Origin of the sequence: Pseudomonas sp. BF-R-26 (assembly GCF_019947395.1) — a bacterium.
Taxonomy (GTDB): Bacteria; Pseudomonadota; Gammaproteobacteria; order Pseudomonadales; family Pseudomonadaceae; genus Aquipseudomonas; species Aquipseudomonas farris.
The window spans coordinates 1-14,314 of sequence record NZ_JAGYGK010000029.1; the positions used below are offsets into that span (position 1 = coordinate 1).

Below are 14,314 nucleotides of genomic sequence, written 5' to 3' on the forward strand. Positions count from 1 at the left end.
GGCTGCGATCTTTTGATCTTGTTTAAAAAGCAGGATCAAAAGATCGCAGCCTGCGGCAGCTCCTACGGTGGGACGGTGTATCGGCGGGAGACAGTGCGTCGGCGGAAAGAGATGTTAGGCTTTGCCCCGAATCCTGCGCTCTGTGAAGGAAGGTTTATGTTGAAGTTACTCGCTCTGCTCACGCTCCTGGCATCCACCGCCGTCCACGCTCAAACCCCGCTGCACACCGATCTGCCGCTCAAGTACCTGGAACAGGCCGACGCTGAATCCCGCAACCAACCCTTGGTGATTTTCCTGCACGGTTACGGCAGTAACGAACAGGACCTGTTCGACATCAAGGATGAGTTGCCGCCGCAGTACAACTACCTGTCGGTGCGGGCGCCGATGACGTTGGAGGAGGGCAGTTACCAGTGGTTTCGCCAGAAGGGCGAGGGCGCCTATGACGGCGAGACGGACGACCTGAAGGCCAGCGGGCAGGTGCTGAGGGATTTTGTCGCACAAGCGGCGAAGAAATATCACACCGAAGCGGACAAGGTATTCCTGGTGGGTTTTAGCCAAGGCGCGATGATGTCCTACGAGGTCGCGTTGCGTCATCCCGAGGCGGTAGGCGGGATTGCGGCGTTGAGCGGGCGCATCCTGCCGGTGCTCAGGTCTGAACTCAAACCGGATGAAAAACGCCAGCAGCTGGCGATTTTCATCGGTCATGGCACCGCCGACACACTCCTGCCCTACAACGACGGTACTGAGGCCGACAGCCTGTTGCAGCGCCTGTCACTCAAGCCTGAGTTTCATGCCTATCCGGGTGTCGGTCACAGCATCAGCGCCACCGAGGTGAAGGATTTGAGCGTCTGGTTGCAGCGCCTCAATCCCTGAATCGGTCGGGTTTATTTGCCGCTGACGATTTGTTTCACCAGTGTTTCGTGGCCGGTTTTGTCGTTGGGGCGGGAGATGACCTGAACGATGGCCATGCGCGTACCGGAAGCGGCCATCAACGTGCTGTCCAGCGTCATGCCACCGCCCTGGGTGGCGGTGCTGTCGATCTGCCGAAGGCCCAGGCCCGTGCCTTTCTGAGTCAGGCTTTTTTCGCTGGTTTTGTTGAAATCCGGCAAGGCGTTGCGTTGCTCAGTGGCGAACGCGGACACGGTGGCGTCAAGGAACTCACCGTCGTTGTCCTTGACGTTGGCGCCGCCGGGGATGGTGTTTTCAGCGGCGATAACTACGGTTTTGGTGGTCTGGTTGGTATACATCGTGCCAGTCGCCCCGGCAGTGCCGGTGGCCGCGTCGCCGGCTGGCAGCGGGTTGGCGATGAAACCCTTGGGCAGGGTGAAGGTGAACTTGCCGCCGAGCATCGAGACCTTCTGGGCCGGCGCTTTATCGCTGGCAGTGGCTTTGGCCGCCTGCGCATTCAAGGCACCCAGGCTGGTAGCCGCCATCAGCAGCAGAACAACGGCTTTTTTACTCAACAATGACATTCAAACTCTCCTGGGGATGATCCACGCTTTGATGGCGATCATCCCACGGATCGCGATCGGTAGCAGCTGCCGCAGCCTGCTACGTTCTCACCTTGGACGCAATGCCAGCCGCTTGGTGATCACCAGCATCCCCAACGACACGCCTATGCCCAAGACAAACCCCAGCCATCCCAATCTCGGCAGCGCCAACGCCAGCACCAGACAAAACGCCGCAAACGAATACATCCCGGTTGCCGTCGCCCTGAGCAACGCTGCAGTAAACGCCGGGCCGCGAGTCTGCTGGGAGAACACCGCCATCACACTGCCCAGCACCGGGAATACCGCGAGCAGCCCGCTCCAGCGTTCGCCGACGGTGCTGGCCAACAGCGTCACAGCCAATGTGAGCAGGGCGCCGGCCATCATGCGCATGAGCAGTTTGTCGGACTTCGGCGCCGGGCCTGAAGCGATGGGCTGCACCGCGGGAAACAGGTACGGCGCGGCCAGCAATGCGGTGGCGGCCGCGATCACCGAGAACACCAGCGACGGCGGAATCAGCGACAGCACAATGGCTGCCAAGGCCCAGACCAGCAGCGAAATCGTCAGCGTCCACGGCCAGCTCAAACGTTGTGCAACCTGGGCGTAGGTCACGCAGAAAGCAATCATCGCGAACATTGCCGACAGCGCCGCCGTTGCCGCCTGAGCGGCGAACATCACGCCTTGCTCGATGGCGAGAAAAAACAGAATCGGCCCGACCACCACCGGCAACCCGGACAGCCAACCGGCCACGCTAGGACCCCAGCGTTTACCGGCCAGGGAAATCAGCAAGAGAAATCCCGGAATCACCAGCAGTTTGAGCATCAGCACGCACGCGTCTCCGATCGGTGTGAGCCGGCCACGTTAGCATTGCGGGCGATGGATTGCTCAGCGCGGCTGGGCGGGCCTCATCGCGAGCAGGCTCGCTCCCACAGTTGACCGAGTCGACACCGACCCCTGTGGGAGCGAGCCTGCTCGCGATGAACGATTACGCGGTCTCCCGCCCAAAGGCCTCGACCAGATAATCGATAAACACTCAGGTCTTGGCCGATATCAACGTGCGGCTCGGGTAGTACAACGAGATCGGTCCTGCGTCGGCATGCCAGTGCGGCAACCGGTAATGATGCCGAAGCCAAGGCTCAAGTGGCCGCGTTGATCGAGCAATTGATCGTTCCCAGGCTCTGCGTGGGAATGCCTCACCGGACGCTCCGCGTCCGCTTTTTGGGACGCGGAGCGTCCCTGGCTGCATTCCCACGCAGAGCGTGGGAACGATCATGAGTAGGGTTACCGCTCGATGGCCAGTGCTACGCCTTGGCCTCCGCCGATGCATAACGTCGCCAGGCCTTTCTTGGCGTCACGCTTGATCATTTCATGCAGCAAGGTCACCAGCACCCGGCACCCTGACGCCCCGATCGGATGGCCCAAGGCAATGGCGCCGCCGTTGACGTTGACCTTGTTCAAGTCCCATTCCAGATCCTTGGCCACGGCCAGAGATTGCGCGGCGAAGGCTTCGTTGGCTTCGATCAGGTCCAGTTGATCGATGGACCAACCGGCCTTGTCCAGGCAGCGGCGAGTGGCCGACACCGGGCCGATGCCCATGATCGCCGGGTCGACGCCCGCGTTGGCATAAGCGGCGATCTTCGCCAGCACTGGCAGCCCCAGCGCTTTGGCTTTTTCCGCACTCATCAGAATCACCGCCGCGGCGCCGTCGTTCAGCGAAGAGGCGTTGCCAGCAGTCACCGAGCCGTCCTTCTTGAAGGCCGCTTTCAGTTTGCCCAGGGAGTCGGCGGTGGTGCCGGCCCGAGGCTGTTCATCGGTGGCGAAGGACAGCGGATCGCCCTTGCGCTGCGGGATCAGGATCGGCGTGATCTCATCGGCAAACCGCCCGGCTTCGATGGCGGCCACGGCTTTTTGCTGGGAGGCGGCAGCGAAGGCGTCCTGTTGCTCACGGGTCAGGCTGTACTTCTCAGCCAGATTCTCGGCGGTGATGCCCATGTGGTAATCGTTGAACGCATCCCACAAACCGTCGCTGATCATCGTGTCGACGATCTGTGCGTGGCCCATGCGCAAACCGGTGCGGGCGCCCGGCATGACGTAATTGGACAGGCTCATGTTTTCCTGGCCGCCAGCGATGATCACTTCGGCATCGCCGCAGCGAATCGCCTGAGCCGCCAGATGCAGGGCTTTCAAACCCGAGCCGCAGACTTTGTTCAGGGTCATGGCCGGCACGGCGAAGGGCAGGCCAGCCTTGATCGCGGCCTGACGCGCAGGGTTTTGTCCGGCACCGGCGGTCAGCACTTGGCCCATGATCACTTCATCGACTTGCGCCGGGTCCAGCCCGGTCTGCGCCAACAACTGGCGGATCACCGCAGCACCGAGGTCAACCGCGGACACATTGGCCAACGAACCCTGGAAGCTACCGATGGCAGTACGAGTGGCGGCAACAATCACGACTTCTTGCATGGAAGGGTTCCTCACTGGGCAGCGAACTGCATTTCCGGGACGTGGTCAGGCACGATCAGTTTACCAGCGGTCTTGGCGACGATTTCTTCGACGCTGACGCCCGGCGCGCGTTCCTTGAGAACGAACGCGCCGTCCTTGATTTCCAGGTAGGCCAGATCGGTCAGCACGCGTTTGATGCAACCGGCGCCGGTCAGCGGCAGGCTGCAACGCGACAGCAGTTTCGACTCGCCGTCCTTGGAGGCGTGGGTCATGGTGACGATGATGTTATCCGCACCGGCCACCAGGTCCATCGCGCCGCCCATGCCCTTGACCAGTTTGCCAGGGATCATCCAGGAGGCGATGTTGCCTTCGACGTCCACTTCAAACGCGCCCAGCACGGTCAGGTCGATGTGGCCGCCGCGAATCATCGCGAACGATTCGGCGGACGAGAAAATCGAGGCGCCGATACGCGCGGTCACGGTTTGCTTGCCGGCGTTGATCATGTCGGCGTCGACTTCGGCGTCGGTCGGAAAGGCGCCCATGCCGAGCAGGCCGTTTTCCGATTGCAGCATGACTTCCATGCCTTCAGGGATGTAGTTGGCGACCAGGGTCGGGATGCCGATGCCGAGGTTCACGTAGTAGCCGTCCTGCATTTCGCGGGCGACGCGCTGAGCCATTTGTTCGCGGGAAAGTGCCATTGTTGTTATTCCTTCATTCGGTCCGGGGGCAGGGGATCACTTACGCACGGTGCGCTGTTCGATGCGCTTCTCGAACGTGCCGCAAATGACCCGGTCGACGTAGATGCCAGGGGTGTGGATCTGCGACGGGTCCAGCTCGCCGGGTTCGACGATTTCTTCGACTTCGACCACGGTGATCTTGCCGGCGGTGGCGGCCAGCGGGTTGAAATTCTGGGCGGTGTGGCGATAGACCACGTTACCGAAATGGTCGGCTTTCCAGCCTTTGACGATGGCGAAGTCACCGGTGATGGATTCTTCCATCAGGTACTTGCGGCCCTTGAATTCGCGCACTTCCTTGCCTTCGGCCACCGGAGTGCCGACGCCAGTCGCCGTGAAGAATGCCGGGATGCCGGCACCGCCTGCGCGCATTTTCTCGGCGAGGGTGCCTTGAGGGGTCAGGTCGACTTCGATTTCGCCGCTCAGCAGTTGCTTCTCGAACAGCGCGTTTTCGCCGACGTAGGAGGCCACTACCTTGCGGATCTGCCGGTCTACCAGCAGCACACCGAGGCCGAAACCGTCGACGCCGCAGTTGTTGGAGACCACGGTGAGATCACGCGTGCCGCGGTGCTGGATCTCGGCGATGAGATTTTCCGGAATCCCGCACAGGCCGAAGCCGCCGGAGATCACGGTCATGCCGTCTTCAAGACCTGCCATCGCTTCCTCGTAGGAATACACGCGCTTGTCGAACCCTGCCATATGCACCTCTTTTATTCTTTGTGGGCGGCTGGCTAGCCGGATGGGGAGGGAGTGTCTCGCCGGAGGATTTATTTGTTAAGTTGATTTTTAAGGTTTATTGATAGATAAAACTCACTAATTGGTAGGAGCTGCCGAAGGCTGCGATCTTTTGATCTTCAGCACCTTCAATGGCGCCGCAGATCAAGATCAAAAGATCGCAGCCTTCGGCAGCTCCTGCATTGAATGTGCTTACCGTTGGAGGCAGTGGCCATGACCGTCAAACAGATCCGTGCATTCCTGGCCGTGGCCCAGAGTTTGAGTTTTGCCGTGGCGTGCGAGCGGCTGCACCTGTCCCAGTCGGCGCTGAGCCTGACCATCAAGGCGCTGGAGGAGGGCTTGGGCGGGCGCTTGTTCACGCGCAATACCCGCAACGTTGCACTGACCGCCGAAGGCGAATCGCTGCTGCCACTGGCTCGTCGATTGATCGCGGACTGGGACAATGCCGAGGATGATTTGCGCCAACGCTTCACCCTCCAGCGCGGCCGCGTGACCCTGGCGGCGATGCCGTCGTTTGCCGGCAACTTGCTGCCGCCGATCCTCAAGACCTTTCGCGCGCGTTATCCCAAGGTCAACGTCACGGTGAACGACGTGATCAACGAGCAGGTGCTGGAAATGGTTCGCGACCGTCAGGTGGAACTGGGCGTGGCGTTCGAACCGACACAGAGCTCGTCGCTGGTGTTCACGCCGTTGTACATCGACCGGTTTGTGGCGGTGGTACCGCTCGATTCACACCTGGCGGAGCTGGACGACATTGATTGGCAGACCCTGCTCAAGGAACCGTTCATTACCTTGCAGCGACCATCGACGGTGCGGGTGATGCTCGAAGAACATTTACAGACGCGCGGCATGAAATTGCCGGTGGAATTTGAAAGCCATCAATTGGCGACAGTCGGGCGGATGGTGGCCAGCGGATTGGGCGTAAGCGCGGTGCCGGCGTTGTGCGCCGGGCAAATGCGCGAGCTGGGCGCGCGTTGCATTACCCTGCGCGACCCGGTGGTGGAACGGGCGATCGGGGTGCTGACGACGGGGCATGAACTGTCGGCGGCGGCGCAGGCGTTGTTCGATATTCTCAAGGCTGAAAACCTTGGCCAACAACTTTCCCTCTGAAATCCAACACGGTCCCGTAGGAGCTGCCGAAGGCTGCGATCTTTTGATCTTGATTCGGCGATATTGAAATCGCTGAAGATCAAAAGATCGCAGCCTTCGGCAGCTCCTACGATCAGCAGTCAGCGGTGTTTATTTACGCGCCTCCAGTATCAGGTTGAACGGCGTTTCCGTGGCCCGCCGGAACTGCGTGAATCCCGCTTCGGTGAAGACCTTGCGCAACCGTGCCTCACCCGCCTGGGCGCCGAGCCCGAGGCCGACTTCCTGGGACAGTGAGTTGGGTGTGCAGATAAAGGTCGAGGCGGCGTAGAACAGTCGTCCCACCGGGGTGGTGTTGGCATCGAGCGTGTCGTTGGCGAAGGGCTCTACCAGCAGCACCGAGCCGTCGGGTTTGAGCGATTCATAGGCATGCTTTGCGGCGCCGACCGGGTCACCCATATCGTGCAGGCAATCGAAGTAGCAGACCAAGTCATAGTCGTCGCCCGGATAGCTCTTGGCGGTGCCCTGGAAGAACCGCGCCCGGCCGGACACGCCACCTTCTTCGGCGCGCTGGGTGGCGACGGTGACCGAAGGCGCGTGGTAATCGAAACCGACGAACCGTGAGTTCGGAAACGCCTGGGCCATGATCACGGTCGAGGCGCCGTGGCCACAGCCGATGTCCGCCACCTTCGCACCGGTTTCCAGTTTGGCGACCACCCCGTCGAGGGCCGGCAGCCACTCGGCCACCAAATGCGCTTTGTACCCTGGGCGGAAGAATCGCTCGGTGCCGCTGAACATGCACGGATGGTGATCGCCCCAGGGCAGGGCGCCGTTACCGCGCATGGCATTGACCAGTTTGTCCTTGTCATGGAAAAACGACGCCACCACCCCGATACCGCCGGCTACATAGACCGGTGAATCTTCGATTCCCAGCGCCAGTGCTTGCTCTTCGGGCAGGCGGAATTGTCCGTCGCGGTGTTCCATGTAACCGGAAGCAGCGTGGGCGCTGAGCCATTCACGCAGCAGACGGGTGTTGCAGCCAGTCTTTTCGGCGAGTGCCTCGGGGGTGACTGGCTGACTGTCGGCCATGGCCCGGTAGAGGCCGAGTTCTTCGCCGAGGATGACGTTGGCGAGCATCGCCGCGCCGCCCATGTCGTTTACCAGTTTGCCCATGAAATCATTGAGTTTGGCCTCGTCCATCATGTGTGCTCCTTCAGCAGGATCACGGTCCAGAGGCATTGTTTGTCGAGGCATGCACCTTTGGGCGGTGATCGTGGGAATGAACAGGACGATAACCGCGTCCTGGCTCCCCGGATGGGGGTAACCATTGAGTTTAGTTCGTGTATCCCACTGTATCTGACGGCCTGTCCGATACAGTGCCCTGAGAAGAGGGGTGTTTGTGAACACAGACCCGACACACCGCGGCGCTTGACTGGCTCTACCGGCCGGCACTGAGTTTTCAGACGCTGGAGACCGGGTCACAGCTTATGAGATCGACATCATGCAGGCTCCCCTCACATCAGCGCAGGCAACCGTCGGGCTAGGCTTGCGCCGCGGTTTAATGAAGGACCTTCAAACGGCCCCGGTGGGCGCTTTCGACTTCCTGGAAGTCGCGCCGGAAAACTGGATCGGCATCGGTGGCGCTCACGGCGTGGCGTTTCGCGCTTTGGCCGAGCGCTATCCGTTGTCCTGTCACGGCTTGTCCTTGTCTTTGGGCGGGCCGGCGCCGCTGGACGTCGGGTTCCTGCAGGAAGTGCGGGTTTTCCTCGATCACTACAAAGTGCCGCTGTACAGCGAACACCTGAGCTACTGCAGCGATGACGGGCATCTTTACGATCTGCTGCCATTGCCGTTTACCGAAGAAGCGGTGCATCACGTTGCTGCCCGAATTCGTCAGGCCCAGGACATTCTCGGTCGGCGCCTGGCGGTGGAAAACGTCTCCTACTATGCCGCGCCGCAGCAGGACATGGATGAACTGACGTTCACCAACGCAGTGTTGCGTGAAGCCGATTGCGACCTGTTGCTGGACGTCAACAATGTCTACGTCAACTCGATCAATCACGGCTTCGATCCGCAGAGGTTTTTGGCCGGCATCGACGCAGGAAGGGTGGTTGCCATGCATGTGGCGGGGCATTTTGATGAGTCCGATACGCTGAAGATCGACACCCACGGCGCATCGGTCAAACCGGTGGTCTGGTCGCTCCTGGCCCAGGCATATGAGCGGTTCGGTGTGCGACCGACGCTGCTGGAGCGGGATTTCAACTTTCCGGCATTCTCTGAATTGGTGAGTGAATTGCAGATCATTCGCCGGTTGCAAAATGAGGACGTGCGCCGTGGATAAACCGACGTTGTATCAGCAGCAAAACACATTGACTCGCTACCTGCGCGACCCCGACCACTGTGCGCCGCCTGCCGGGATGGACGTGGCACGGGCGCAGGTTTATCGCGACCTGGTGTTTTCGAATCTGTCGTCGTTGCTCAGCGGGACTTTTCCGGTGCTGGTGAAGATATTGGGTGACGGTGAGTGGCGTTCTCTGGTGCGGATCTTCCTGCGGGACTACCGCGCTCAAACACCGAAATTCGGCGAGATCGCCCAGGAATTTGTCGAGTTTCTCGCCTCTGAGCCGTTGGCGTTGAGCGATGGAGCGTGGCCGCCATTTATGGTTGAGCTGGCGCATTACGAGTGGGTCGAAATGGCGCTGCAACAATCCGACACCGAGCCGTTACCGGCCAGCGATGCCGCATTACTGCTGGATCGACCGTTGCAGGTTTCACCGCTGGCCTGGCCGTCGGCGTATGGCTGGCCGGTGCAATTAGTGGGGCCGGATTACCAGCCGGACACGCCGCCAGTTCAGCCGACATTGCTGTTGGTTCGTCGATCCGAGGACTGGAATGTGCGCTTCTCCGAACTGAGCCCGTTGGCGTGGCGGTTGTTGCAGCGGATCGGGGAATTTCCTCAGCTCGATGGCCAAGCGCAGCTGGAAGGGCTGGCGGTGGAAGCGGGGATGGTTGGGGCGCCGGAGTTTATCGACAGTGGGTTGGCGTTGTTGCGGCAGATGCACGGGGAAGGGGTGATCGGCATATTTGCCTGACCGCACGCAATCCCCCAAACACCCAATATCCCTGTGGGAGCGAGCCTGCTCGCGATGGCGGAGTGTCAGCCACCATCAATGTTGGATGTGCTGGCCTCATCGCGAGCAGGCTCGCTCCCACATTGGATTTGTGGTGTTGCTGGTTTGTGGTTGGCATAGCTGTCTGACCAAGCACAGTACCCCCAAACACCCACGACCCCTGTGGGAGCGGGCTTGCCCGCGATGGCGGTGTGGTAGCCAACATCAATATTGGATGTGCTGGCCTCATCGCGGGCAAGCCCGCTCCCACAGGGATATTGGGTGTTATTAGGTCTTCGGTAACCTTAGCTCCGCACACAACCCACCGCCCTCGCGATTGCTCAATTTCAATGATCCTCCAATCGCGATTGCCAACTGCTGCGCAATCGCCAACCCCAACCCGGTCCCTCCCGTACTGCGATTACGTGAATTCTCCACGCGGTAGAACGGCTCCATCACCTGCGCCAATTCCTCTTCGGCAATCCCCGGTCCACGGTCCATCACCTTCACCGACAAGCTGCCATCAGCCTTCGTTTCCACCCACAACTCTGCGGCGCCGGCGAATTTCAGCGCGTTGTCTATCAGGTTCACCAGCACCCGCCGCAAGGCATGCGGCCTAGTGTTAATCACTGCCGCGCTTTTGCCGTCGAGTTGCACGTCTTTGCCCATGTCCTGATAGTCGAACACCAGGCTGTCGAGGAATGAATCCAGATCAGTGCGACGACTCTCCTCGGTGGCACCGTGAATGCTGCGGGCATAGGCCACGCCTTCGCGCACCAGGTGTTCCATCTCGCCGAGGTCGTTCCACAGTTTGTCTTTCTCGCTGGAGTCATCCATGAATTCGGCGCGCAGTTTCATGCGGGTGATCGGGGTTTGCAGGTCGTGGGAAATCGCCGCCAACAGTTGCATGCGTTCCTTGAGATAAGCTGCAATGCGCGCCTGCATCGCGTTGAAAGCCCGGGCGGCGTAAGCGACTTCAGTCGGGCCTTTTTCGTCCAGATGTATGGCGTGGGTGTTGGGGTCGAGTGTTTCCACCGCTTGAGCGAGGCGAGTGAGCGGGCGGATGGCGATTCTCACGGCCAGCCAGGTGCAGGCAATCATCAGCGCCAGTTGCCCTAGCAATACCGCCGGCAACCACGGCGACAACGGCACCATAGAAGGTCGCACATCGATGGTGACAGGGCTGCCGTCCTTCAGTTTCAGGTGGGCCTGGAAGTGTTTTTTCGGGCCAGGGATGTCGGTAAAAGTCAGCGGGTAATCATGGCCGATGGCGTCCTGAATCGAGGTCACTGCAATCGGCACATCGCTGGCTGCCATCGGCGAGCCCGGCGAGCCTTCATTCAACAGATAGCTGTAGTTGGTGCGCTCCAGACGCTGCAGCCAGTTCACACGCTCATCGGCGGGCAAACGGTCGAGGATGGCGAGGGAGGTCGAGACGTCGGTTTCCAGGTTACCCAACATCGTATTTTTTGCACTTTCGTAGCGCTCGTAGTACTGAGCGCCAAAGGACAGCGCCTGGGCGAGGATCAGGCCGATCAGGAAAATCAGCGACAGCCGCGAGGCCAGCGTGCGAGGCCAGTGCAGCGCAAGATTCATGACGGCGCACCGAGCACTTCCACCGGCAGGGAAAACACATAGCCTTCACTGCGCACGGTCTTGATGTAGGCAGGTTCCCGGGCATCGTCGAGCAGGCGCTGACGCAAGCGGCTCACCAGCAAATCGATGGAACGGTCGAACAGATCGGCATCGCGGCCTTGAGTCAGGTTGAGCAATTGGTCGCGATTGAGCACCCGCTGAGGATGGTCGAGGAATACTCGCAGCAGGCGATATTCCGCGCCGCTGAGGGCAACCATGGTGCCGTCCTCATCCAGCAGATGCCGGGCCGAGGTGTCCAGGCGCCAGCGACCGAACGCCAGCAGGCGACCGCTTTCGGTGATCAGCAGATTCGGCGGCAGCATCCGCGTGCGCCGCAGCACGGCGTTGATGCGGGCGAGCAATTCACGAGCGGCGAACGGTTTGACCAGGTAATCGTCGGCGCCCATTTCCAGGCCGATGATACGGTCGGTTTCATCGTTGCGAGCGGTGAGCATCAATACCGGCGTGGCCTTGTGTTTGCCCGCGCGCAACTCGCGGCAGAGCACCAGGCCATCGTCGCCCGGCATCATGATGTCGAGCACGATCAGGTCCACCGGCGTGGACTCCAGAAACGAGCGCATCTGCCGTCCATCCGCCACCACGGTGGTGCGCAGGCCGTTCTTCTTCAGGTAGTTGCCTACCAGTTCCCGGATCTCGCGGTCATCGTCCACGATGAGAATGTGATCGACGTGTTCCATGAGCCAAGCCTCTAAGTGGGGGATGTCGCGCAGTCTATCGAGCCTCGGCCCGCTCGCCTGCCGCCGATTGTATTGCAGTGTATCTGGCGTGCCGAAAGATACACGGGGACGTAAAAATGGCTGATTTCGGGGGTTTTGTATCGCTGTGTATCGCAAGCAGGCGCGGATACACAGCGATTTACCCGCGCCTGTTCTGGACACAGACGAGATACCTCACGGGTTTCAAATAGGTTCCATCGAGGCAAACCCAAACCGCCTCGCTCAATCAACGATTGACCTATTGAAGCCCTGAGGAAACCACCATGAACACCAAAGCCGCGTACGCCGCCTGCCTGTTTGCCGCCCTGAACATCTGCACCTTTTCGGCCCGCGCCGAAGCCGATGTCACTCCTCAAACCTACACCTACGGCACACATCTGGACATCCAGAAAGTGCTGTCGATGAAACAGGACGCCAGCCCTGCCTGCGGGATTGTGAATGCCCGGATGACCTACCTGGATTCCCAAGGCAAAACCCAGGTTCTGGATTACAGCAAATTCGCTGACGGCTGCAACGAAGGCAATTGAGTCCTTCGACTACCCATTGCCCATCCCCTTTGAAACAGGAAGAACATCATGAACAACGTCACCCGCTTTTTGACCGCCATCGCTTTCTCCGTAGCAGGCGCCGCCGCCCATGCCAACGCGGCGGTTGAACAAAATACCTGTGGCAATAGCACCTGCTTCCAACTGACTCCGCTGCTGACTGAGGATGGTTCGAGCCGCACGCCGCAAGGGCAATTGGTTGCAGAGAACGGCTACAGCCGGACGCCACAGGGCCAGCAGCTGGACAACCAGACGGCTTGAAGCCAGGCACTGTTCCTATGAACTCAAGATTTCCAGTGTGGGAGCGAGCCTGTGTGGCGAGGGGGCTTGCCCCCGTTGGGGCGCGAAGCACCCCTGAAATCAGCCACCGCGATCTTGAATTAGAAAAGCAGTGACCGGTTCACGACTGCTTCGCAGTCGAACGGGGGCAAGCCCCCTCGCCACATCGGACTCGTATCCCAAGGTGATCCCCATGTTTCTCATCGCATTCCTGGGCGGCATTTTGACCGTCCTCAGCCCCTGCATCCTCCCGGTCGTGCCGTTTCTGTTTGCCGGTGTTAAACGCACGCGTTCTTCGATCCTGCTCACCCTCGGCGGCATGGCCCTGACCTTCGCCCTGATCTCCAGCCTGGCCGTGGTCAGCAGCGATTGGGTGGTGCAAGCCAACAACACCGGCCGCCATGTGGCGCTGATCGTGATGGTGCTGTTTGCCCTGTCGCTGATCTCCGCTCGCATCGGTGGCTGGCTGGCGCGCCCGTTCGTGCTGTTGGGCAATCGCCTTGATCCCAACACCCGCAAAATGTCTGGCCCGTTAGGCTCGGTGATGATCGGCGTCGCCACGGGTCTGCTCTGGGCGCCGTGTGCCGGGCCGATCCTCGGGGTGATCCTCACTGGCGCCATGCTGCAAGGTGCCAACGCCCAGACCAGTCTGCTGCTGGTGGCGTACGGCCTGGGCAGCGCGTTGTCCCTGGGCACTTTGATCTTCGCCGGTCGCGGTCTGGTCAATCGCTTGAAGCCGTCGATTCCGCTGACTGGCTGGCTGCGTCGCGGCACGGGGGCTGCGGTGTTGGTCGCTGCAGCCGTTATCTCCACCGGCGCTGACAACAAGTTGCTCGCCAGCACCTCGTCCGAAGGCGTCACCACGGTTGAGCAGCGGGTGCTGGAAACCGTACCGAAAGTGGTCGATTACTTCATCAGCAAGGTCAAGGCCGACTCGACCAAGGACGCGGCCAAAGGCGCGATGCCGTCACTTTCCGGCGCAGTCGAATGGCTCAACTCGCCGGCGCTGAGCAACGATTCCCTGCGCGGCAAAGTGGTGCTGGTGGACTTCTGGACGTACGACTGCATCAACTGCCAGCACACCTTGCCCTACGTGAAAGACTGGGCGAAGAAATACGAGAAGGACGGCCTGGTGGTGATCGGCGTACACACCCCTGAATACGGTTACGAACGCATCATCGACAACGTCCGCGATGAAGTGAAAAAACTCGGTATCACCTACCCGGTGGCGATCGACAACAACTATGCGATCTGGCGCGCCTTCAATAACCAATATTGGCCCGCTCACTACCTGATCGATGCCAAGGGCCAGGTGCGTTATACCCACTTTGGCGAGGGACGGTACGAGATTCAGGAACAGATGATTCGGCAACTGCTGGAAGAGGCCAAAGCGCCTGCCGCTTGACCCGTTTTCGGCGACGCAAGCCAATCTGTTAATGCGGCGTTACAGATAGCTGACCATGCATCGGAGAATGCCATGTTTCGTGAATTCTCCGGACGATCGGCAGGACGTCGGCGTATCCGGGA

15 protein-coding genes are annotated in these 14,314 nt (G+C 60.4%); 7 read left to right on the forward strand and 8 right to left on the reverse strand.

Annotated features, from left to right (window positions below; all coding sequences use genetic code 11):
- Positions 1-156 precede the first annotated feature (156 nt).
- Positions 157-873, forward strand: a complete 717-nt coding sequence (locus KGB18_RS29050) for an alpha/beta hydrolase (RefSeq protein ID WP_201060112.1) — start codon at positions 157-159, stop codon at positions 871-873.
- 11 nt (positions 874-884) lie between these two features.
- Here the strand turns inward: KGB18_RS29050 and KGB18_RS29055 are convergent, their stop codons facing one another.
- The 5 genes from KGB18_RS29055 to KGB18_RS29075 form a co-directional block, all read right to left on the reverse strand.
- Positions 885-1,472, reverse strand: a complete 588-nt coding sequence (locus tag KGB18_RS29055) for a hypothetical protein (protein ID WP_123721133.1) — start codon at positions 1,470-1,472, stop codon at positions 885-887.
- Positions 1,473-1,559: 87 nt separating this feature from the next.
- The gene (locus KGB18_RS29060; RefSeq protein ID WP_123721134.1) at positions 1,560-2,315 is read right to left on the reverse strand and encodes a hypothetical protein; all 756 of its coding nucleotides are present in this window, start codon (positions 2,313-2,315) and stop codon (positions 1,560-1,562) included.
- 453 nt (positions 2,316-2,768) lie between these two features.
- A complete protein-coding gene (locus KGB18_RS29065; RefSeq protein ID WP_201060115.1) occupies positions 2,769-3,947 on the reverse strand; it encodes an acetyl-CoA C-acetyltransferase in 1,179 nt (392 codons plus the stop codon).
- 11 nt (positions 3,948-3,958) lie between these two features.
- On the reverse strand, positions 3,959-4,624 hold the full coding sequence (locus KGB18_RS29070) for a CoA transferase subunit B (RefSeq protein ID WP_052965168.1): 666 nt from the start codon (positions 4,622-4,624) through the stop codon (positions 3,959-3,961).
- Positions 4,625-4,660: 36 nt separating this feature from the next.
- Entirely contained in the window at positions 4,661-5,359 is a 699-nt protein-coding gene (locus KGB18_RS29075) for a CoA transferase subunit A (protein WP_123721136.1), read from the reverse strand.
- A gap of 249 nt (positions 5,360-5,608) precedes the next feature.
- On the opposite strand from KGB18_RS29075, the gene KGB18_RS29080 reads away from it, so the two are divergent.
- The gene (locus tag KGB18_RS29080; protein WP_123721137.1) at positions 5,609-6,505 is read left to right on the forward strand and encodes a LysR family transcriptional regulator; all 897 of its coding nucleotides are present in this window, start codon (positions 5,609-5,611) and stop codon (positions 6,503-6,505) included.
- Positions 6,506-6,634: 129 nt separating this feature from the next.
- Here the strand turns inward: KGB18_RS29080 and KGB18_RS29085 are convergent, their stop codons facing one another.
- Entirely contained in the window at positions 6,635-7,681 is a 1,047-nt protein-coding gene (locus KGB18_RS29085) for a class I SAM-dependent methyltransferase (RefSeq protein ID WP_123721138.1), read from the reverse strand.
- Positions 7,682-7,982: 301 nt separating this feature from the next.
- Between KGB18_RS29085 and KGB18_RS29090 the strand changes: the two genes are divergently transcribed.
- Positions 7,983-8,822, forward strand: a complete 840-nt coding sequence (locus KGB18_RS29090; protein WP_223570928.1) for a DUF692 domain-containing protein — start codon at positions 7,983-7,985, stop codon at positions 8,820-8,822.
- A complete protein-coding gene (locus KGB18_RS29095; protein ID WP_223570929.1) occupies positions 8,815-9,573 on the forward strand; it encodes a DUF2063 domain-containing protein in 759 nt (252 codons plus the stop codon). The genes KGB18_RS29090 and KGB18_RS29095 overlap by 8 nt, the downstream gene beginning before the upstream one ends.
- Before the next feature lie 306 nt (positions 9,574-9,879).
- Here the strand turns inward: KGB18_RS29095 and KGB18_RS29100 are convergent, their stop codons facing one another.
- Together KGB18_RS29100 and KGB18_RS29105 are read right to left on the reverse strand one after the other, a co-directional pair.
- Positions 9,880-11,187, reverse strand: coding sequence for an ATP-binding protein (locus KGB18_RS29100; RefSeq protein WP_223570930.1), 1,308 nt, complete (start codon positions 11,185-11,187; stop codon positions 9,880-9,882).
- Entirely contained in the window at positions 11,184-11,924 is a 741-nt protein-coding gene (locus KGB18_RS29105) for a response regulator (RefSeq protein ID WP_123721141.1), read from the reverse strand. Before KGB18_RS29105 ends, KGB18_RS29100 begins: the two co-directional genes overlap by 4 nt.
- A gap of 302 nt (positions 11,925-12,226) precedes the next feature.
- Here KGB18_RS29105 and KGB18_RS29110 point away from each other — a divergent pair, with 302 nt between their 5' ends.
- The 3 genes from KGB18_RS29110 (at position 12,227) to KGB18_RS29120 (ending at position 14,192) form a co-directional block, all read left to right on the forward strand.
- Positions 12,227-12,490, forward strand: a complete 264-nt coding sequence (locus KGB18_RS29110; protein ID WP_123721142.1) for a DUF2790 domain-containing protein — start codon at positions 12,227-12,229, stop codon at positions 12,488-12,490.
- A gap of 48 nt (positions 12,491-12,538) precedes the next feature.
- On the forward strand, positions 12,539-12,769 hold the full coding sequence (locus KGB18_RS29115; protein WP_123721143.1) for a hypothetical protein: 231 nt from the start codon (positions 12,539-12,541) through the stop codon (positions 12,767-12,769).
- Between the two features lie 211 nt (positions 12,770-12,980).
- Positions 12,981-14,192 (forward strand): cytochrome c biogenesis protein DipZ, encoded by a 1,212-nt coding sequence (locus tag KGB18_RS29120; RefSeq protein WP_201060121.1) that lies wholly within the window; start codon positions 12,981-12,983, stop codon positions 14,190-14,192.
- Positions 14,193-14,314 lie beyond the last annotated feature (122 nt).

Excerpts from the sequence above, each read along its gene's own strand:
- KGB18_RS29050 (WP_201060112.1), top strand. The coding sequence starts at position 157 with ATGTTGAAGTTACTCGCTCTGCTCACGCTCCTGGCATCCACCGCCGTC.
- KGB18_RS29055 (WP_123721133.1), bottom strand. The coding sequence starts at position 1,472 with ATGTCATTGTTGAGTAAAAAAGCCGTTGTTCTGCTGCTGATGGCGGCT.
- KGB18_RS29065 (WP_201060115.1), bottom strand. The coding sequence starts at position 3,947 with ATGCAAGAAGTCGTGATTGTTGCCGCCACTCGTACTGCCATCGGTAGC.
- KGB18_RS29070 (WP_052965168.1), bottom strand. The coding sequence starts at position 4,624 with ATGGCACTTTCCCGCGAACAAATGGCTCAGCGCGTCGCCCGCGAAATG.
- KGB18_RS29075 (WP_123721136.1), bottom strand. The coding sequence starts at position 5,359 with ATGGCAGGGTTCGACAAGCGCGTGTATTCCTACGAGGAAGCGATGGCA.
- KGB18_RS29080 (WP_123721137.1), top strand. The coding sequence starts at position 5,609 with ATGACCGTCAAACAGATCCGTGCATTCCTGGCCGTGGCCCAGAGTTTG.
- KGB18_RS29085 (WP_123721138.1), bottom strand. The coding sequence starts at position 7,681 with ATGGACGAGGCCAAACTCAATGATTTCATGGGCAAACTGGTAAACGAC.
- KGB18_RS29090 (WP_223570928.1), top strand. The coding sequence starts at position 7,983 with ATGCAGGCTCCCCTCACATCAGCGCAGGCAACCGTCGGGCTAGGCTTG.
- KGB18_RS29100 (WP_223570930.1), bottom strand. The coding sequence starts at position 11,187 with ATGAATCTTGCGCTGCACTGGCCTCGCACGCTGGCCTCGCGGCTGTCG.
- KGB18_RS29105 (WP_123721141.1), bottom strand. The coding sequence starts at position 11,924 with ATGGAACACGTCGATCACATTCTCATCGTGGACGATGACCGCGAGATC.
- KGB18_RS29110 (WP_123721142.1), top strand. The coding sequence starts at position 12,227 with ATGAACACCAAAGCCGCGTACGCCGCCTGCCTGTTTGCCGCCCTGAAC.
- KGB18_RS29115 (WP_123721143.1), top strand. The coding sequence starts at position 12,539 with ATGAACAACGTCACCCGCTTTTTGACCGCCATCGCTTTCTCCGTAGCA.
- KGB18_RS29120 (WP_201060121.1), top strand. The coding sequence starts at position 12,981 with ATGTTTCTCATCGCATTCCTGGGCGGCATTTTGACCGTCCTCAGCCCC.